This is a genomic window from Sinomonas sp. ASV322 (genome assembly GCF_030908245.1).
Lineage (GTDB): Bacteria > Actinomycetota > Actinomycetes > Actinomycetales > Micrococcaceae > Sinomonas.
Map to the genome: position 1 here is coordinate 152,950 of NZ_JAVFJJ010000006.1, position 18,606 is coordinate 171,555.

Consider the following 18,606-nt stretch of genomic DNA (forward strand, 5'->3'; position numbering starts at 1 on the left):
CCCTGCCACACGTGCGGCGGGGCGCTGGATGCGCGGAGTCAGCTTTCCACCCGTTTGGCATGAGGCATGACGAGCAATTGGCATGACAAAGAGGACGCAGAAAGCCGCGGTTCTCAGTGTACTACAGGGGCATTGCGCGGCTGGCAGCCCTGGCCGCTCCCGCCCGCCCCGCTGCGCTTCTCCCGCCCGCCCACCCTGCTTTTTCTCCTCCACACAGCGCACGACGGCGTGCCCTCCACATGCGCTGCAGGTCGTCTTCCAAGGGGGTCGCCAACGCGCAAGGCTCGGGAGATGACTCGCTTCCCGTCGAAGGACTGCAGGCCTCCCGCCGCGAGGATCCTTGCGGTCACGCTCGCGGCAATCCTTGCCACCACTCCCCTGCTCGGCGGCGCCGCGCCGCACGGCCAGTCAGCCTCGGGGCCCCCGCTGCAGGGCCCTGCGGCCACCCCCGCCTCGGGGTGGGCGTGGCCTCTCGCCCCGCGACCCGTGCTCTTGCGGGCGTTCGACCCTCCGGCCCGCCCGTGGCTGAGCGGACACCGCGGCGTGGACCTCGCTGCGGCGCCGGAGCAGGAGCTTCTCGCGCCCGACGACGCCACGGTCGCCTTCGCGGGCTGGGTCGTGGACCGGCCGGTTCTGACGATCATGCATCCGGACGGGCATCGCAGCAGCTTCGAGCCCGTCGCGACGGACCTCGCCGTCGGCACGCGCGTCACCCGTGGGCAGGCCATCGGACGTGTCGCTGCAGCACCACGGCACTGCGCGGTGGGCTGCATCCACTGGAGCGTACGGCGCGATGACAGCTACCTTGACCCGCTCCGCTTCGTCGCGGACACGCGGCCCTCCGTCCTGCTCCCGTGGACAGGCACGCCACCCCCATGGACCGGCCGGTCGCCTCCGGCATGAGTCACACGATCGCGGAGATGCCCGTGATCGCCCGACCGGTCACGAGAGTGTTGATCTCGTGCGTCCCTTCATAGGAGAAAATCGCCTCGGCGTCCGCGAACACCTTGGCCATTCCGAAGTCGGTGACGATCCCGTTCCCACCGAGAACGGCCCGGCCGAGGGCAACGGACTCGCGCATGCGGGCCGTCGTGAAGGCCTTGGCGAGAGCCGACTGCTCATCACGCGCTTGCCCCTCCTCGGCGAGCTGCGCGAGGCGAACCATGAGGCCCATCGAGCTCACAGTGTTGCCGAGCATCGTGACGAGATGATCCTGAACGAGCTGGAAGGAGGCGATCGGGCGGCCGAACTGGTACCGCTCCACGGCATACCGGCGCGCGACGTCGAATGCAGCCATCATGAGGCCGACGGCCTGCCACGCCACGGAGAGGCGTGTTGCCTTGAGCACTTTGTTGGTATCGCGGAAAGAGTTGGCGTGCGCGAGCTTGAACTCTTCAGGGACCACGACGTTTTCAAGCGTGATGTCGGCGTTCTGGACAGTGCGGAGCGAGATCTTGTTCTCGATCTTGGTGGCCGAATATCCCGCAAGCGAAGTGTCCACGAGGAACGCCTTGACCTGGTTGTCGTCGAGATCGCGCGCGTAGATGACCACCCAGTCGCAGAAGGTCGCGTTTCCGATCCAGCGCTTGGCCCCGTTCAGCACCCATGAGGAGCCGTCCCGCCTCGCTGTCGTACGGGTGCCTCCCGCAACATCGCTGCCGCCGAGCGGCTCAGTCAGGCCGAAGGCGCCGATCTTCCTGAGGGCGTAGACGTCGGGGAGCCACTCCTGCTGCTGCTCGCGCGATGCGAGCAATTCGAGCGAGCCCGTGAACAGACCGTCGTGGACGCCCATGAATGTGGCAATTGACGCGTCGGCGCGCGTGAACTCGGCGTGCAGGAGACCTGCCAGGAGGTTCGAGTGGCCTTGCCGACGCACGGGGCTCATGACGTCCAGTTCGGCGAGCTGGGGAATGAGACCGTGTGGGAACTCGGCGCGGTTCCAGCATTCGACCGCGATGGGGCGCACGTTGGCGTCAAGCCACTCGCGCACCTCATGGAGACGGTCTCGCTCCTTGTTCGAAAGCAGCGTTTCGAAGGCGAAGAAGTCGCCATCGGCGTAAGGCAGCTCAACGGGGCTCGACTGGGTCATGTCCACTCCTCATTCCGCGCTCCATGAAGGATCACGCGAGCTATGTTACTGGCGAGTAACATAACATCCGCGGCAGGGGCGAGACAAGAGATGGGTTTGCGACGGCATTGCCCTATCGCCGATTGCGGACCAGAATCGCTCGCGTGAACGGCACTCGGGATTCGGGAGATACGCGCGATGTGCTCGAAGTCCAGGCAGGCACCGCCTTCACCGTGGCGCTGCAGTCGCCGAGTGGAACCGGATATCGCTGGGAGGTAATGCAAACACCCCCTGGCATCGACCTTGTCGGCCGAGAGACCGACGTCGTCGGCCGGGAGTCCGGCAGCGCTCCGGATTCCCCGGAAGGGTCGACCCGCGCAGCGGTGGCGGTTCCAGTGCCGGGCTCGCCCGTCGTCGACCGGTTCACGCTGCGTGTCGCCGCAAAAGCTGAGGCCGGCACCGCGATTGTCTTCGGACTCAGGCGTTCATGGGAGGCCGAACCAGTGCGCACGCACACCGTCACGGTCGAGCTGGCAAGTGGGTCCAGCGAACCGACAAACGGCCCAGCGGCCGGACACGGCCAGGGAGGCTAGGGGGCAAACGGCGCGCCCGGTGCTCTGCCCGTTGTGACCGGGCGCGCCGACGCACGCAACCCCCAGGGCCTCATGCGCTGGATAACAGTAGCTCTCGCAACTATCCATCGACCAGCTTTTTCAAGATTGCGTCGCACATGTACAACAACCTCACAGCAAACTTCGCGGCGAGGCGTCCGATCGAGCCGCCCTCCGTCGTCGGCTGAGCTGGGCCACGGCCCCCCAAATCGTGACACCATCCCCAACGGGCCACAAGGCACACAAGGCGTGGCCCAAGGCAATGGCCAGCCACGCTCCGCAGGTCAAGGGTGCGACCCACAGAAATGGCACCAGAAAGGGCACGAGGAATCCTGGCGCGAGGGGCCCGGCAGCCGCGACAAGAAGGTCGCGCCACGGAGGCAGGCCCCTCCTCACGAGGTGACACCTCATGCCCTTCGCCACGGCGATCCCGGGAGCCATTGAACCACCGAGAAGTCGATAGGCGGCCACGTGCCCGAGTTCGTGCACGAGGATCGAGCACGCCAAGAAAAACCCGGCGAGGGCCAGCCCGGCCAGCGACGTGAGCCCGGTCCCGAGACCCGCAACAAGCACGAGGCCGAGAAGCACGAAGACGCGAAACATCGCCCGCGCGTAGTGGCTGAGGGCGACCGCCACCGACGAGCGCCACCCGGACGGGAGCACCGTTGCCCGGCTCAGGCTCGTGCCGAAGACCGAGCCAAGCGGCGCGCGCTTCCGGTTCTCGCTCGCGAGGCCGAGCTCGAGCAGGTCATGGCGGAACGTCGGCGACGTCTGGGTCACCGCAATCCCGAGAGGGGGAAACGCCACGACCGCATCTTCGCGTGTGACCCCGGGGGTGAAAACGAGATCAGACATAGCGGGCCACGTTGTTCTCCTGCGACGAAGCAGCCGCCGCATACAGGAGGAGGAACAGCCCGGCGAGGAGCACCTCGGCGGCCGCCGCCGTGAGCGAGTTCGTCGCGGACGCCACCCACGAGGTCAGGAGCGACGAGAGCATGACGGCGATCGCCGCGAGGAACCCCGCTGCCGTGACGGAAAGGCCCTGATCTTCCGAATAAGGGATCAACGCGCCCGCGAGGAGGGCCACCGCGAAGATGAGCGCCATCCGGGCGACGACGCCGGGCGTGTCGCCGATGGCGATCATGCCAAGCGCCAGCTCGGCCGCATAGATCGGGATGGCCAACCCGACGCCGACGAGTGCGTACGCGGCAACCTGTGGGCCAATCCACCACGACCAGCGTCCCTGGATGATCGCGCCAAGCCAACGGAACCGCATCGTGCGCCCCACAGCGTACATGCCCAGCGCGAACGGCACCGCGGGAAGGCCCGCGGCAAGCTTCTCCGCGGCCGGGGCGATGAGTTCCACGGCAGACATGCCCCGCACGGCCAGGACGAGCGGAAGGCTCGCGAGGCACGTGACGATGAACTGCGGAGTGCGAATGGCGATCAGGGCTTCGAACCACGCCCCTGCGGCAAATTCGCCGGACGGCGGGGTCGTGCGGGTGAGCAGCCGGATGCCGGCCGGCGCTTGCTCTTGGCGATGCATGCGGCTTCCCGCGACGAACACGATGGCTGCCGCGATCCACCAAACCCCGATGCCGACGACGGCGAGGCCTTCGCCGGCGAGGATCCGGGCCGTGAGTCGTGGCAGAAGGAGATCCCAGGGGCTCCATGCTTCCTGGCCGTAGCGAAACTCGAGAACGTCGCGCGAGAACGCGAGCAGCGCCGACGCCATGACGACGGCGGCGCCGCCGGCGACGGCGTATTGATGCGGCAGCCTCACACAGCGCTTGAGGAGGCTGGCGAGCGCGTGAAAGGCCCCGAGCGCGAGCATCTGCAGGGAGACGATGTTCCCGACGAGAAGCGCACAGGCTGCGACCGCGCCTCCCGTGCCGAGAACGCGCTGCGCGACCACGACCGCGGTTGCCGAGAGGGCGAGACCGAAGATCGCGGCGATCGCCATGAGAGGAACAAGCTGCCCCACCTGGCCCGTCGTGCGGCCGACGGGGAGTAGATCAAGGAGCGATTGGAGCGAGGTCCTCGACGGCAAGGAGACCGTGAGAACCACGACGATCAGCGTGCAGATGACGGCACTGGACGAGAACCCACCGTGCGCAGCATCGTCTCGCCCAGCTCCCGCGGGATCGGCCCCGCCGCGGACTGGGCCGCAACCATCGCGAGGACGAGGCCCAGCGCGAGCGCCGCCCCGAGACCTCCTCCCGCGGCCCACAGGATGGTCTTGGTGGTCGTGCGGAAGAGCCCAGCCAGCTCCCGGACCCACAGCACCCCTGCCGTACGCGTGACCGCGGCCAGCGTCGAGCTCATCGAATCCGCTCCGCCGAGCCCGCGGAACGCCGGCGTAGAGACCCCACGACGACGAGCGCCGTGACGACAAGAATGACAGCCAACATTCCCCAGGGATGCGGGACGAAATTCACCGCGGGCATGCCGTTCTCCTCCGTGAGCCACGCTTCGAAGATCCCGGGAAGATTTGCCCGCGTGCCCGTTGACCACGCGAACGCCATCGAAGCCACAAGGCCCAGCACAAGAACGGACACCCCGACGACGAGCCCACCAAGGGCGGAGAAGACGACTCTGACAATCATGAGAACCTACCTCGCTGAGAGAGGGCTGATATGCGTGCCTCGCGCTCCGCGCTCGCGCGGCGGAGGCCAGTGATCGACATGAAGACTTCCTCGAGACTCGAACACTCGGGGTGAGCCGCGAGAAGCCCCTGCGGCGATCCGCGGCCGACGGTCCTCCCCTCAGAGAGGATCGTGACCTCGTCGCAATCGCGCTCGGCCCGCAGCATGTCGTGGGTTGCGATGAGAACCGACCGACCACTCGCCGCGAAACTCGAGAGAATCTGCCTCAAGGCGGCCGACGCATCGGGATCGAGGCCCCTGAACGGCTCATCGAGAACCACCAGCTCGGGACTGTGGCTCAGGGCCGCAACAACTTGAAGCTTGCGCTTCATGCCGTGTGAGAAGTGGCCCACTTGCTTGTCGAGGTCGCCCGACAGCCCAAGAATGTCCGCGAGCTCATGACTTCGGTCCTGATCGCGGCGCCGGTGCATCGCGTCGTGGAACGCGAGATATTCGCGGCCCGTCAGCGCTCCGGGCAGGGGCAGGTCGTCCGGCGCGAACCCATACAGACGGCGGGACGCCTTGTCCTCGACAGGAATGCCGAGGATCTCGACGGTGCCCTCGTCGGGCGCGAGGAGCCCGGTGAGGATGTGGAGGCCGGTGGTCTTCCCCGAGCCATTCGGCCTCAGCAGGCCATAGATCTTGCCTGCTTCAAGCTGCAGGTCGAAGCCGGAGAGCGCGGCGCGCTTTCCGTATCGCTTGCCGACTCCGGCCGCATCAAGGGTGAACATCACACCAGCCCCCACATCACCTGTTCGCTAGTCCCCGCGATCGAGTCGGTACGACGACGATGCGGCGTGGACAGCCCGTTCCTGGAGTTCAGAGAGCAGCATGGCGCCACCGAGTGCGCCCTTGGTCATGAGCAGAGTCACGATTCCCCCACTTTCTTGGTAGCTGACTTGGGTACAGATAGCTGGGTGTCTAGTTGTTCACACTTGGCTCAGTTGCCTGCGTTGGTTCTGCGATGCCGCCTTCACCTCCCTCGCCTTGGTCGCTTACGTTGCTCCCCTTGTCCTTCCGGTTCCGAGATGTCGACTGACGATTTCCCCTTCGAGGAGCACCACTAGGAGGGATGGGCGTAAAAAAGACCTCGACAGGAACGTCGAGGGCCCGGCAGATGAGCCGAGCGGTCCGCGCCTGATTGACCGACTGAGTCTTCCCCGAGATCAAGTTGTCGATCGTCCCGGGAGCGCAGCCGACATAGTCGGCCAGACCTCGGTTCGACCATCCCTGCCGAGTCATCACATCGATCAGGACGTCGCGCGCCACAAGCTTGAACCGCATGTCGGCGTGCCACCCCCTCCGGTACGTCCGATGCCTCGTGCGTTCCTCCATTCAATCGAGTAGCGGCCGGGTCGTCAAGTAGAGGGTAACGTCAACAGAACCAAAGTTAGGCATTTCTTAGGCACTTCTTAGGCACAACTCGCCGCTTGGCCAGTGATCACGCGGATCGCCGAGATCGAAAGTTAGGCACTTCTTAGGCACATCCCACGCTCGTGGCAGCATGCCAAGCCGAGAGATGCCTAAGATTCAGTGGTTGGCACCGTACCGAGCAGCAGCATGCGCATGAGGGGAGAGAGATGAGTCAGCAGGATTTGGGAGCGCTACTCGCTGACGTGAAGGCCGCACGCGGCTGGTCGTTCGAGGCCATGTCGAGGGCATGCGGCGGTGTTCCGACGGGCAAGCGCCTCTTCCAGCTCGTCAACTCGCCGCTCAAGAACTTCCCAGACCCGGACACGATCCGCGGCCTCCAGCGGGCCACGGGCGCGAGCACGACTGAGATCGTCATGGCGGCGGCCCGCTCGCTCGGGCTCGAGGTGGCAGAAACCGATCCGGATGCACTGCACGTGCCGGGCATCTCGCACGCGCCGGATGCCGCACGGGAGGCCTTTCTCGCCTTGGGCCGGGAGGTCTCGGCACTCGCGGAAGCTGCGTCGTCGTCGTCCGTACGAAGCGCTCGCGGAAGCCGCCGCAAGCCGGCTGACCTCCCCTCGGACTGGCAAGATCTCGCCGCCTATCAGGGGCCCGAAGAACATCTCCGCCGCGAAGACGAGTGGGGCGCCCGAGGCGAGGAGTCGCAGGGCTGATCCCAGAAACGGCTGAGGGCCCCCAGAGTCGCAGGTTCAGGGGCCCTCATAGCGGTTATTCGGTTGTTGCGGCTCCTCGCGGGGAACTCATAAATACCTTCACACGCGCGGGCGCGGGCTCCAACACTTGCGTGTACTCGAATCTGGCGGAGCGAGTACCTGATTGAGGAGGAGACGGCCCCTACAGTGCGGCATGGGCGGTCTCGTCCTCGGGGTAGGGCTACTGGGACTTGAACCCAGGACCAAGGGATTATGAGTCCCCTGCTCTAACCGGCTGAGCTATAGCCCCTCGGACCCGAATCGACTGCTGCCGATCGGGGCCATTCCATCCTAGTCGGTGATGGGAGTGGTGCCTGCGTCATCCGTGGGACGGGACGGAGTCCGCGCCCCGATACAGGGCTTCGAACGTGTCGAGCGTGTACGTGATGCTGTGCTTCTGCACCATCTCGTGGCTCACCTTGCCCATTGCGAGGCGATCCGCCTCGGGAAGGCTCAGGATGGCGTTGATCTTGCGGGCGAGGTCGTCGCTGTCGTGGGGGCGGAAGAGGAAGCCGTTCTCCCCATCGCGCACGAGGTGCGGGAGGGCCATTGCATCGGCAAGCACGACGGGTGTCGAGGCGCTCATGGCCTCAAGCGTCACGAGCGACTGGAGCTCGGCGGTTCCCGGCATGCAGAACACGTCGGCGCGGATGTACGCCTCGCGGAGGTCCTCGTCGGACGCGAGCCCGAGGAACCGCACCCTGTCACCCAAGCCAAGCCGCGCGACCTGGGCGTCGAGGCGAGCGCGGATTTCGCCGTCGCCCACGATCTCGAGGTGCGCGTCGAGCTCGGCCGGAAGCTTCGCCACCGCGTCGATGAGGAGATCGACGTGCTTCTCCTCGGCGAGTCGCCCGGCGAAGAGGACCGTGGGCCACGGGTTGCGCTCGACGCGCTCGCCCGGCGCGAGCTCGTAGGCCTGGGCGTCGATCCCGTTGGAGAGCGGGATGACCTCGTGCAGGAACGCGTGGTCGTGCATCGCCTTGGCGGCGAGGGGCGTGGGCGTCGTGACGACGTTCGCCCGCCCCATGACCTTGCCCATGTCCTTCCAGGACTGGCGGCCAACGATGTCGAGGAACCACTTCGGGAACGGCAGGAACGGGTTGAGGTTCTCCGGCATGAAGTGGTTCGTGGCGACCACCCGGATGCCGCGCTTCACGGCCTCGTACAGGACGTGCTCGCCGACCATGTAGTGGCTCTGGATGTGAACGACATCCGGCTTCACGCGGTCGAAGAGGAGCGAGATCTCCTTCTTGATCTCCCACGGGAACACGACGCGGAAGTACGGATGAGTCGGCACCGAGTGGGACCGCAGCCGATGCACGGTGGCCTCGGGACGCACCTCGCTGTAGCTCTTGCCCTTCTCCGAGCGGCTCGCGAGGACGTGCACGTTGTGGCCGCGCGCCGTCATGCCCTTGGCGAGGCGGTAGCCGAACTGGGCGGCCCCGTTGACGTGCGGAGGATAGGTGTCGGCGCCGATGAGAATCGTCAGCGGCTTCTGGCTCTGGACGTCACGGTGCGGCTCAGCGTCGGGCAGGGTCACGATTCCTCTTCTGGTTGGCCGGTCATTGCCCCGGTTCCGAGGATCCCCGGAGTTCGCGTGCCGCCTCGTTCCTGCGACTGGTGACTTCAGGATGATGGCGGGACAGGGCAATGACTCCCACGATAGCAACGAGCGCGGCCGCAGCCATGGCGATTCCCATGACAGGAGCGACGTCCGGCCGCAATTCACCGAGAATTGTGATGCCGATCGCCACACCGACCATGGGGTCGATCACCGTGAGCCCCGCGATGACGAGATCCGGCGGACCGGACGAGTACGCGTTCTGCACGAACCACGATCCCAAGCCTCCTGCGGCCGCGATCGCGAAGATCGAGTACCACTGGACGTTGACCAGGAACAGCCCGTTGGGGTCGAGGATCTGGCGCCCGATGATGCGTGTGAGCACAGCCACGAAGCCGAACAGGACGCCTGCTCCGAGAATGAACACGAACGCGTTGAGGCGCTGGCGGAACGCGAGCGCGAGGCCGCCGAAGATACAGATCGCGAGCACGAGGAGGAGCACGATCGTGAGCTCCTCCCCAGCCGAGACGTGATGGTTCTCCTCGGTGGCCGTGACGGCCAGGAGCACGAAGAGCGCCGATCCGGTGACACACGCCGTGATCGCGACGACGGTCGGCCGATTGAGCGTGATCCCCTGATCCTTCGAGTTGACCACGGTCGTGATGACGAGCGCGATCGCGCCGATCGGCTGCACCACGGTGAGCGGTGCCGAGATGAGCGCCGTCATGTTGCACACCATGCCGAGCGCCAGCAGCAGGAGCCCCAAGAGCCACCGCGGATTCCGCAGGAGCCGGAGGAATCCGCTCGAGTTGACCCCGAGGCCGCCGGTATCGAACTTCACGGCGCTGCCTTGGCGCTGGGCACCGAGCGCGAGGAAGAGGGCGCCGAGCAGTGCGAGGACGACGGCGAACCACACCATCAGTGCCTCACCTCGCCGGGGCCGCCAGCGTCCGGGCCGCCTGAGTCCGGGCTGCCTGAGTGAGGGCCGCCTGAGTCCGGGCCCGGATCCGAGTTACCGGCTCTGCGCCCGCTGCGGACCCCGCGGCCCTTGCGGACGATCGCCCAGAAGTAGTTGTAGCCCGCGATCCAGTGGCCAGCGAGCCCTAGCGCAAGGCAGGTCCACGCGAGCGCGAGATAGACCCCCGAACCGGGGATGGGAAGCTTCGAGAGGACGAGCAGCGGAGTGCCGATGAGGAGGAACGCCGTGCGGAGCTTGCCGATGCGGCTCACCGGAAGGTCCGGGTGGCTGCGGAAGTAGAAGAGCGACGTGATGCCGAGCACGACGTCGGGCACGACGAACGCCGCGAGGTACCACCATTGGACGACCCCCGCGAGGACAAGTGTCAGCGCGACCGCCATGAGGGCGAGCCGATCCGCGGCGGGGTCGAGGACGCGACCGAGCTTGGACGTCTGGTCGAAGCGCCGTGCAACGTAGCCGTCGACCCAGTCGGTTCCGCCCATGATGCCCAGCACGACGACCGCCCACGCGTATTCACGCGGCCCCAGGACGAGCCACATGAAGAGCGGCACGCCCATGAAGCGGACGACCGTGAGGACGTTCGGAACCGTGAGCACTCGGTCGTGATGCACCGGCGGCTGCCCCGGCCGTGCACCCGCGCCGAAGACCCTCATCGACTCCCCCGAATGGCGGCCTTGGGTCGCCTCAGCTCTTCACCAGCTTGCGAAGGAAGACAGCAAACGCGGTCGCCGACACGGCAAACGCCGCAATTGGCGCCCACCGCTCCTTGACTGTTTCGCCGACGCCAGAGGCGTTCGCCGAACCGGCGGACGACGCGCGGGCGCTGCTCCCCGCCGTCGTGCTCGCCGTTGAGCTGGACGACCCGGCGCCTGAGCCTCGGCTGCCAGCTTGCACCCTCGCGAACGCCGCGGCACGTAGGCGGTTGAACGCCTGGGCCGCATCGTCGGCGAGGGCTTCGGCCTGGCGCTTGACGTCGAGCTCTTCGACGAGGTCGTCGCGGACGTCGAGGATGTGCTCGCGCCGCTTGGCAATGCGCTCGCGCAGCTCGGCCTCGCTCGGCGTCGGGGGCTTGATGCGCCCGTGCGCACGGTCCTCCGCTGCCTTCTCCATCTTGGCTTTGGCCTCCGCGGCCTCCTTGGCCGCCTTCGCACGCTTGTACTGGATGGTCGAGGGGTCGAGGACACGCGGATCGAAGTTCCGACCCTCCGTGATGACCCCGAGATCGTGCCGGATGCCGCGGATCGCGTCCGCCGGGATGAGCGGCATGGCCTTCTTGACGCGGCCGAGGCCGATGAGGACGGCGATGAGCAGGATGATGAGGCACGCGGCGCCGACTACGAGAGCGGCGAGCCAGCCCGGCATGACCGTCGCGAGCCCGAGGATCGCCGCTACCACGAGCGCGATCACGAGGAAGCCGAGGAAGACGAGCGCGACGACGAAGAGCGCTGCACCGATTCCGGCCTGAACGCCGCGGTCCTTGAGCTCGTACTTGGCGAGGGAGATCTCGTCGTTGAGCTGCCTCGGCGCCAGTCGGGCCGCCTGGCCGACGAGATCTGGCAGGGCGGCAAGGCGCGGGCGCCTCCCCGCCGGCGAGCTGTGGCGACCACTCATCGCTGGGCCCCTTCCCCTTCTGGCCAGATTGCTGGGCGGGACCGCGCGGCGGTCCGTCACCAAAGCTACCATTGACCCCCGCCATTCCGGGCCAATGAACGCAGGGTGGGGCGGCGGGAGAAGCCAGCTGGGGCGGTGGGAGAAGCCAGCCGGGGCGGCGGGAGCAACCAGCCGGCGCGGGGGGAGGAACCAGCTCGGGTGGTGGGAGAAGCCAGCCGGGGTGACGGGAGCAACCAGCTCGGGTGGTGGGCGGCGCACTCAGCCGATGGCGCCGAACGCGGCCTCAGCGACGAGGAACTGCTCGGCGGACGCGACGGCGGCGGCAAACGCGTCGACATCGGTCGTCGAGCCCCGGGGGCCGCGCGGCTGCCATTCGTGGCGCGCGGACAGGACCGGTTCGAGACCGTCGCCGGGCGGCGCGTAGTAGATCGCGAATCGCTGGACGGGCCATGCCGCGGGAGTCTCGGGCGCTACGAGGATCGCCGACTTGGCGGAGTAGTTGATCCACTGGGCGATAGGACGCCGATGGTCCCGGACAAACATGCCGTCGGCGTAGTGCTCGGCTGACCCTTCACCGTAGATCCGCTCGTACCGTACACGCCAGATCGTCAGCAGCGGACCCTCGTAGCGGGTCCATCCGGCAGGCAAAGCGACCTTCCGCGCGCCCATGGATCCATGATATTCCGGGACGTGGCTCCCCCGACTGGACTCGAACCAGTAACCCTTCGATTAACAGTCGAATGCTCTGCCAATTGAGCTACGGGGGAATGGCGCCACCCATCCGATGAGGGTACGGGGGCTCCAAGCTCCCCCGACTGGACTCGAACCAGTAACCCTTCGATTAACAGTCGAATGCTCTGCCAATTGAGCTACGGGGGAATGCGCAACGCGGTCCAGATTAGCAGGGAGCCGGGCCGGATACGAAATCAGGGACCGTTCTGCCGATTCCCGTCTCAGTCCCGATGCCGGAGCTCGCGCCGACGCAGCTCGAGCGCCATGAGCTCGCGGTTGAGCCGCTGATGTTCCTCGGGCGGGGCCGTCGCGTCGAGACGCTGCAGCTGCCCCATGAGCTCGGCCTTGCGATGCGTGATCTGAAGTTCGAAGAGGCCCGCGAGGATGTCGCGGCAGTAGCGCTCGAGGGAATCCTGCGTCGAGGCCGGAAGCGGCGTGACGGCAAGTTCGGACAGGAGATGCCGCAAGGGTTCTGGCGCTTCATCCCGGACTCTCTCGATCCATGCGGCGTGGCCCTCGGCCCCGCGTCCGAGACGGCCTGCGGCGACGATGGCGGCGTGGAGCGCCTGGTACGCGGGGGCGGTGAAGTGTGCCTCGCCGAAATGCCGCCACGCGTCGTCGTCGAGCGTCGCAGGGTGTTGGAGGACGACTTCGAGCGCCTGCCGCTCCATCATCGCTACGGGATCGCGTGGATCGGGGCGGTCGCTGCGCATCCCGGGCGACGGCGCGTCCGCCTGTGCCGGCTGCGCCGCCCCGGCGCCCGACCCGGCCTGCGGCAGCCGCCTGCTCGCCGCTCCGACGGCCCTCGCGACGTCGTCCGGTGACATCCCGAGCCACTTCGCGAGCTCGCGGGCGTAGGCGGGGCGGATCGACTGGTCGCGGATCTGCGCCACGACGGGGGCCGCCTCGCGCAGCGCGGAGACCCGCCCCTCGACGGTGTTCAGGTCGTGCTTGCGCAGCGTCGCCTGGATGGCGAACTCGAAGAGCGGCCGCCTGCTCTCGATAAGCGCCTGCACGGCGGAGTCGCCGCGGTGCTGCCGGAGTTCGCACGGGTCCATGCCGCTCGGCTCGACGGCGACGAACGTCTGGGCGACGAAGCGCTGGTCCTCCTCGAAGGCCTTGAGGGCAGCCTTCTGGCCTGCCGCGTCGCCGTCAAACGTGAAGACGACCTCTCCCCCGGTGCCGTCGTCTGAGAGGAGACGCCGGGCGATCTTGATGTGGTCGCTGCCGAAGGCGGTGCCGCAGCTCGCGACCGCCGTGTCGATCCCGGAGAGATGGCAGGCCATGACGTCGGTGTAGCCCTCGACGACGACGAGCTGGCGCTTCTTCGCGATGTTCCGCTTCGCGAGGTCGATGCCGTAGAGAACCTGGGACTTCTTATAGAGCGTCGTCTCGGGCGTATTGAGGTATTTGGGTCCCTGGTCGTCGTCGAACAGCCGGCGCGCCCCGAAGCCGATGACGTCCCCCGCGATGTCCTTGATCGGCCAGACGAGACGCCCGCGGAAACGGTCGTAGAGGCCCCGGTTTCCCTCTGAGAACATGCCCGTGAGCTTGAGCTCGTCGTCGCGGAAGCCCCGTCCCCGGAGGTGCTTGAGCAGTCCGTCCCAGCCCTGGGGGGCGAAGCCCACACCGAATCGTTCGGCCACGTCCCGGTCGAAGCCGCGTTCGAAGAGGAACTGCCGCCCGGCCGCAGCCTGCGGCGTGAGGAGCTTGTCGCGGAAGAACTCGGACGCGATCTTGTGGGCGTCGAGGAGCCGCTGACGCTTCCCGACGTCCTCGCGTCGCGGGCCAGTGCCTTCCTCGTAGTGGAGCTCGTACCCGATGCGCGCCGCGAGCTTCTCGACAGTTTCGGCGAAGCTCGAGTGATCGAGCTTCATGACGAAGCTGATCACGTCGCCGCTCTCGCCGCAGCCGAAGCAGTGGTACGTGCCGACCTGTGGGCGGACGTGGAAGGACGGCGTGCGCTCGTCATGGAACGGACAGAGGCCCTTCCACGAGCCGATGCCGGCGCTCTTGAGGGTCACGTACCCCTCGACGACTTCCCTGATGTCCGTCCGTGCGCGCACCTCGGCGATGTCTTCGGGTTTGATCAGGCCAGCCACGCCACCACCTTAGTCACCACAGGCTCGGAAGGAGTCACCACAAGCTCGGAAGGCTCCCCACGAGGCGTTCATACCAGGCAAGGGCCGAAGCGTCTGTGAGGGAGGCGACCTGGTCGATCACCACGCGCAGCCGCGCGGCGTCGTCCGCAGCCGCGCGCCAGTCGGCGGCGAACATGGGCTCGAGGTGACGATCGCCGGTCGCACTGAGTGCCGTGACGAGGGCGTGGAGGACCTCGCGCTGGCGCTCGTAGATCGGTTGGCGGTGGTCGGTCGTCATGACGAACGTCGTCGCGAGGCCCTTCATGACGGCGATCTCCATGACCGTCTCCTCGGGCACGACCACTTGGGCCGCGTAGCGGGTGAGCGGGGCGTCGCCGAACGCCGCCCGCGTCAGGCCCAGAGCACTGTCGCAGAACCGGCCGATGAGCTGGCTGGTCATGTTCTTGAGGGCGGCCATCGACTTGCGCGAGCCGTCGGCTTCGAGGACCCACACTGGGGTGGCCTCGAGGCGCGCTAGGGCCGCGTCGATCTCCTCGGGGCCGCTGTGCGGGAGGTACCACTGCTGCGTGTAGCCGACGACGCGCGCGCGGTGGTCCGGGTTCGCCATCCACCGAAGCTGGAACTTGCCGGCGACGATCGCGTCCTCGACGTCGTGGACCGAGTACGCGATGTCGTCGGAAAGGTCCATGATCTGGGCTTCGAGGCAGCTCTGCCCGGCTGGGGCGCCTTCGCGGATCCACTCGAAGATCGCGAGATCGTCCTCGTAGGCGCCGAACTTGCTCGTCCGCTGCCCGTGCACGAGCGGCGCGTCCGGCGCCGTCCAGGGATATTTGCACGCCGCATCGAGGCTCGCGCGCGTGAGATTGAGGCCCGCGGGGCGCCCGTCGGCATCGAGGACCTTCGGCTCGAGCCGGGTGAGGAGTCGCAGTGTCTGCGCGTTGCCCTCGAAGCCGCCGATGCGGTGGGCAATCTCGTTGAGAGCGCTCTCCCCGTTGTGGCCGAACGGAGGGTGGCCTAGGTCGTGGCTCAGGCACGCAGCGTCCACGACGTCCGGGTCGCACCCGAGGACGCGGCCCAGCTCCCGGCCCACTTGGGCCACCTCGAGCGAATGCGTGAGCCGGGTGCGCACGAAGTCGTCGGTGTCCGGCGCGACGACCTGGGTCTTCGCCCCGAGGCGCCGAAGGGCCGACGAGTGCAGCACGCGCGCGCGATCGCGCTCGAAGTCGCTGCGGTAGCTCTTCTTGGGCGGTTCCGCGACCCACCGTCGGCTGTCCTCGGCCGTGTAGTGGCCGTTCCTTCGTGCCTCTGGTGCCTCAGCCACCGGACACGTCCAGTTCGGCGGCGGCGATGTCCCGGGTCTGGTCGGCATCCATCGCGCGGCTTTCGAGCCAGCGGTGCGGGAGCGCGGGACGCTTGGGAGTTCCCGCACGCCCTCGCGGGCCCTCGGCGTCCGCACCGGGATAGGTCGCGGCGGCATCGAGCTCGCCGAGCAGTTCGCGGAGGACGGCGAGGGTCGGGACCTGGGCGAGCTTCGCCCTCAGTTCACCGCCCACTGTGTACCCCTTGAAGTACCACGCAACGTGCTTGCGGATGTCGCGAAGCGCCTTGCCCTCGTCCTCGAAGTAGTCCACGAGGAGCTCGGCGTGCCGATAGAACGCCTCCGCGACGTCGCGGAGCCCCGGCTTGATGCGTTCCTCACGGCCGTGGAACGCGGCTTGGAGGTCGCCGAAGAGCCACGGCCGCCCCTGGCACCCTCGGCCGACGACGACGCCGTCGACGCAGGTCTGCTGGACCATGCGGATCGCGTCCTCCGCGCTCCAGATGTCCCCGTTGCCCAGGACCGGGATATCGGGCAGCGCTTCGCGCAAGCGGGCTATCGCGTCCCAGTCGGCCGTCCCCGAGTAGAACTGGGCACACGTGCGGCCATGGAGCGCGACGGCGGCCACGCCGGCGTCGCGCGCGATGCGACCAGCGTCGAGATACGTCAGATGGTCATCGTCGATGCCTTTGCGCATCTTGATGGTGAGCGGGACGTCTCCGCGCTGCGCCTCGCGGACCGCTGTCGTGACGATGGATGTGAACAGATCCGTTTTCCACGGGAGCGCTGAGCCGCCGCCGCGCTTCGTGACCTTCGGCACGGGGCAGCCGAAGTTGAGGTCGATGTGGTCGGCTCGATCCTCCTCGACGAGCATGCGCACGGCGCGGCCCACCGTCACCGGGTCCACGCCGTACAGCTGGACCGAGCGGACCTTCTCGTCGTCGTCGTGCGAAATGATGCGAAGCGACTCGGGGTGCCGCTCGACGAGTGCGCGCGACGTGACCATCTCGGCAACGTAGAGGCCTCCGCCGAACTCTCGGCACAGCCGGCGGAACGCCTTGTTCGTGATGCCTGCCATGGGCGCGAGGACGACCGGGGTGTCGATTGTGAGTCGGCCGAGCTTGAGCGGAGGCAGCTCGAGCTTGGGTGGGGCCGCCGCGGCGTCGGAATGCGCCGCAGGGGACTCGGCGGGGGCGATGGGCACAGCAGTCACCCGTCCATTGTGTCAAAGTCGGGGTGCTTCCCCCGCGCACTGCCCCGATCGAGCTGGGATCTCGCGGCTACGAGCGCCTCGCTGACGGCGGGCGGAAGGGACAGTCTCTCGCCGTCGAGGCCCGCCGCGGCCGCTGGCAGGACGTCCTCCCCCAGCCGCCACCAGAAGAGTGCGCCGCTCAGGGGTGCGACCTCGCCCTCGCCGAGGATGTCCACGAGACTGAGCATCCGCTCGACGTCGTCGAACGTTGTCGAGTCGCCCACGAGCTGAAGGCCCAGCATGCGATGCGCGGGGACGCAGAACAGGGCGCCGAGGGGCCCGACGTCGATTCCGAGCGTCTCGACGAGCCGCTCGGGATACCCCAGCCAGGCGGCCTGGCGCGGAGGCTCGCCCTCGAAGACGACGGTGCTCGATCCGTTCGGAGCCGTGTAGACCGTGGGGTCGCCTAGGCCCGCCGCGACGAGATTGGCCTCCGCCGAGCGCCACGCCTCCTCGATGCCCCCGACCTTGGCGAGATGGATGTCGGCGAGGAAGGCCGACGCCTGCTCGTGTCGAACCGCTACGAGGAGAGGCATCCCACCCACGCGGCGCGAATACGTGTAGTCCTCGGCGAGCAGCTCGTCCGGGATGCGCCCCGGCGCAGAAAACCGCGGGAACAGTCCTTTGTGGAGCTGGGCCTTGTCCAGGTGCGGAGGAGCGGCGAGCGCGCTCGCGATGAGCCGGCCGACGACGTCGGCGGCCAGCGCTCCCCATTGGCCCTTGGGCACCCGCGCGGCCTCGCGGGAGATCGTCGAGAATCCCAGGATCGCCCCAGGACTCGTGAACGGTCCTCCCGTGACGACGATGTGGCTCCCGCGGTCCCACGCACGGTAGCCGAGCGTCTGGACTGCCTCGACGCAGTGAGCGCGGAGTGCTTCGGCCTGCCGAACCGTGAAGCCCGGGATGAACCGGTCGGCCTCGTCGAGGCTCTCCGTGCGCGAATGCCTGAGGCGTGCAGCCTTGCCCATGTGATCCCCCATATTCATGTGTGTGCGAGTTTCCGACGCTACCGGAGCCATCGCAGGTCGGGGAGGCGCTCGTCGTCGTATGTGGATAACTCTCATGCGACGGGCTGCCGGAGCGGCGCCGTGACGTCCGCGAGCGCGGCGGCGCGGCGGGCCACGACGAGGCCTTGGATCCCCAGGGTGACCGCGATGTACAGCATGATCGAGGCGCTCGAGACAGGGCTCGGGCCCCGGAGGCCCTCAAGCATGGACCCGATGACGTCGATCGCGATATGCGTCGCGATCGCGGCCATCCACAGGCCGAGTGCGGGCCAACCACCGCGCCGGTACGCGACGCCCTGCTGGATCCACACCGCAGCTGCGCGGCCGCGGAGCCAGCCGAACACCGCCGCGAGCCCGAGGGAGACAGCGAGTGTGAGCGCCTCGACCGGGGTCACGCCGCGCGAATCGGCCAGCTGGGCGAGCTGCCACACGCCGATCACGCCGAGTATGAGGAAGGTGCGCGCCCTGAGGGAGCCGATCTGGCGCGTCTGGAACTGGCGCACGATCGCCCACGCGAGGACGGCGACGGCAAGGACGATGTTCGCGGAGGAGAGGCTGCTCGTGAGGTTCATGAATTCATCGTTCCGCCGGGCC

General features: G+C 67.6%; 19 protein-coding genes and 3 tRNA genes. 3 read left to right on the top strand and 19 right to left on the bottom strand.

Annotated elements, in window-relative coordinates; translation table 11 throughout:
• The first annotated feature begins 291 nt into the window (after nt 1-291).
• The gene (locus RBS12_RS10650; protein ID WP_307966072.1) at nt 292-903 is read left to right on the top strand and encodes a peptidoglycan DD-metalloendopeptidase family protein; all 612 of its coding nucleotides are present in this window, start codon (nt 292-294) and stop codon (nt 901-903) included.
• A 1-nt stretch (nt 904) separates the two neighbouring features.
• On the opposite strand, the gene RBS12_RS10655 is transcribed toward RBS12_RS10650, so the two are convergent.
• Nucleotides 905-2,089, bottom strand: a complete 1,185-nt coding sequence (locus RBS12_RS10655) for an acyl-CoA dehydrogenase family protein (protein WP_307966073.1) — start codon at nt 2,087-2,089, stop codon at nt 905-907.
• A gap of 143 nt (nt 2,090-2,232) precedes the next feature.
• On the opposite strand from RBS12_RS10655, the gene RBS12_RS10660 reads away from it, so the two are divergent.
• Complete coding sequence (locus RBS12_RS10660; protein WP_307966074.1) at nt 2,233-2,661, top strand: protease inhibitor I42 family protein; 429 nt, start codon at nt 2,233-2,235, stop codon at nt 2,659-2,661.
• A gap of 150 nt (nt 2,662-2,811) precedes the next feature.
• Here the strand turns inward: RBS12_RS10660 and RBS12_RS10665 are convergent, their stop codons facing one another.
• From RBS12_RS10665 to RBS12_RS10685, 5 genes are read right to left on the bottom strand one after another with little or no spacing between them, the layout of a single operon-like run.
• A complete protein-coding gene (locus RBS12_RS10665) occupies nt 2,812-3,486 on the bottom strand; it encodes a hypothetical protein (protein WP_307966075.1) in 675 nt (224 codons plus the stop codon).
• Between the two features lie 40 nt (nt 3,487-3,526).
• Nucleotides 3,527-4,747: a hypothetical protein gene (locus RBS12_RS10670; RefSeq protein ID WP_307966076.1), complete on the bottom strand. Its 1,221-nt coding sequence runs from the start codon at nt 4,745-4,747 to the stop codon at nt 3,527-3,529.
• Between the two features lie 5 nt (nt 4,748-4,752).
• A complete protein-coding gene (locus tag RBS12_RS10675; RefSeq protein WP_307966077.1) occupies nt 4,753-5,004 on the bottom strand; it encodes a hypothetical protein in 252 nt (83 codons plus the stop codon).
• The gene (locus tag RBS12_RS10680; RefSeq protein WP_307966078.1) at nt 5,001-5,285 is read right to left on the bottom strand and encodes a hypothetical protein; all 285 of its coding nucleotides are present in this window, start codon (nt 5,283-5,285) and stop codon (nt 5,001-5,003) included. The genes RBS12_RS10675 and RBS12_RS10680 overlap by 4 nt, the downstream gene beginning before the upstream one ends.
• A complete protein-coding gene (locus RBS12_RS10685) occupies nt 5,282-6,055 on the bottom strand; it encodes an ABC transporter ATP-binding protein (RefSeq protein WP_307966079.1) in 774 nt (257 codons plus the stop codon). Before RBS12_RS10685 ends, RBS12_RS10680 begins: the two co-directional genes overlap by 4 nt.
• Before the next feature lie 849 nt (nt 6,056-6,904).
• On the opposite strand from RBS12_RS10685, the gene RBS12_RS10690 reads away from it, so the two are divergent.
• Nucleotides 6,905-7,411: a hypothetical protein gene (locus tag RBS12_RS10690; RefSeq protein WP_307966080.1), complete on the top strand. Its 507-nt coding sequence runs from the start codon at nt 6,905-6,907 to the stop codon at nt 7,409-7,411.
• A 215-nt stretch (nt 7,412-7,626) separates the two neighbouring features.
• Here the strand turns inward: RBS12_RS10690 and RBS12_RS10695 are convergent.
• From RBS12_RS10695 to RBS12_RS10755, 13 genes are all read right to left on the bottom strand, one after another.
• Nucleotides 7,627-7,700 (bottom strand) — tRNA-Ile (locus tag RBS12_RS10695).
• A 69-nt stretch (nt 7,701-7,769) separates the two neighbouring features.
• A complete protein-coding gene (locus RBS12_RS10700) occupies nt 7,770-8,990 on the bottom strand; it encodes a glycosyltransferase (RefSeq protein ID WP_307966081.1) in 1,221 nt (406 codons plus the stop codon).
• Nucleotides 8,991-9,012: 22 nt separating this feature from the next.
• Nucleotides 9,013-9,930 carry a DMT family transporter gene (locus RBS12_RS10705; RefSeq protein WP_307966082.1) on the bottom strand — a complete coding sequence of 306 codons (918 nt, stop codon included), beginning with the start codon at nt 9,928-9,930 and terminating at the stop codon, nt 9,013-9,015.
• Nucleotides 9,930-10,643, bottom strand: a complete 714-nt coding sequence (locus RBS12_RS10710) for a CDP-alcohol phosphatidyltransferase family protein (protein ID WP_307966083.1) — start codon at nt 10,641-10,643, stop codon at nt 9,930-9,932. The genes RBS12_RS10705 and RBS12_RS10710 overlap by 1 nt, the downstream gene beginning before the upstream one ends.
• Before the next feature lie 31 nt (nt 10,644-10,674).
• Entirely contained in the window at nt 10,675-11,601 is a 927-nt protein-coding gene (locus RBS12_RS10715) for a phage holin family protein (RefSeq protein ID WP_307966084.1), read from the bottom strand.
• A 258-nt stretch (nt 11,602-11,859) separates the two neighbouring features.
• The gene (locus tag RBS12_RS10720; RefSeq protein ID WP_307966085.1) at nt 11,860-12,270 is read right to left on the bottom strand and encodes a hypothetical protein; all 411 of its coding nucleotides are present in this window, start codon (nt 12,268-12,270) and stop codon (nt 11,860-11,862) included.
• Nucleotides 12,271-12,292: 22 nt separating this feature from the next.
• Nucleotides 12,293-12,368: transfer RNA gene (locus RBS12_RS10725), tRNA-Asn, on the bottom strand.
• Nucleotides 12,369-12,407: 39 nt separating this feature from the next.
• A tRNA-Asn gene (locus RBS12_RS10730) sits at nt 12,408-12,480 on the bottom strand.
• Nucleotides 12,481-12,554: 74 nt separating this feature from the next.
• Entirely contained in the window at nt 12,555-14,435 is a 1,881-nt protein-coding gene (gene dnaG, locus RBS12_RS10735) for a DNA primase (RefSeq protein ID WP_307966086.1), read from the bottom strand.
• 34 nt (nt 14,436-14,469) lie between these two features.
• On the bottom strand, nt 14,470-15,804 hold the full coding sequence (locus tag RBS12_RS10740) for a deoxyguanosinetriphosphate triphosphohydrolase (protein WP_373886506.1): 1,335 nt from the start codon (nt 15,802-15,804) through the stop codon (nt 14,470-14,472).
• Nucleotides 15,749-16,957, bottom strand: a complete 1,209-nt coding sequence (gene dusB / locus RBS12_RS10745; RefSeq protein ID WP_307966152.1) for a tRNA dihydrouridine synthase DusB — start codon at nt 16,955-16,957, stop codon at nt 15,749-15,751. Before dusB ends, RBS12_RS10740 begins: the two co-directional genes overlap by 56 nt.
• A 5-nt stretch (nt 16,958-16,962) precedes the next feature.
• Nucleotides 16,963-17,973, bottom strand: coding sequence for a hypothetical protein (locus RBS12_RS10750; protein ID WP_307966088.1), 1,011 nt, complete (start codon nt 17,971-17,973; stop codon nt 16,963-16,965).
• A gap of 92 nt (nt 17,974-18,065) precedes the next feature.
• The gene (locus RBS12_RS10755) at nt 18,066-18,584 is read right to left on the bottom strand and encodes a hypothetical protein (RefSeq protein WP_307966089.1); all 519 of its coding nucleotides are present in this window, start codon (nt 18,582-18,584) and stop codon (nt 18,066-18,068) included.
• Nucleotides 18,585-18,606 lie beyond the last annotated feature (22 nt).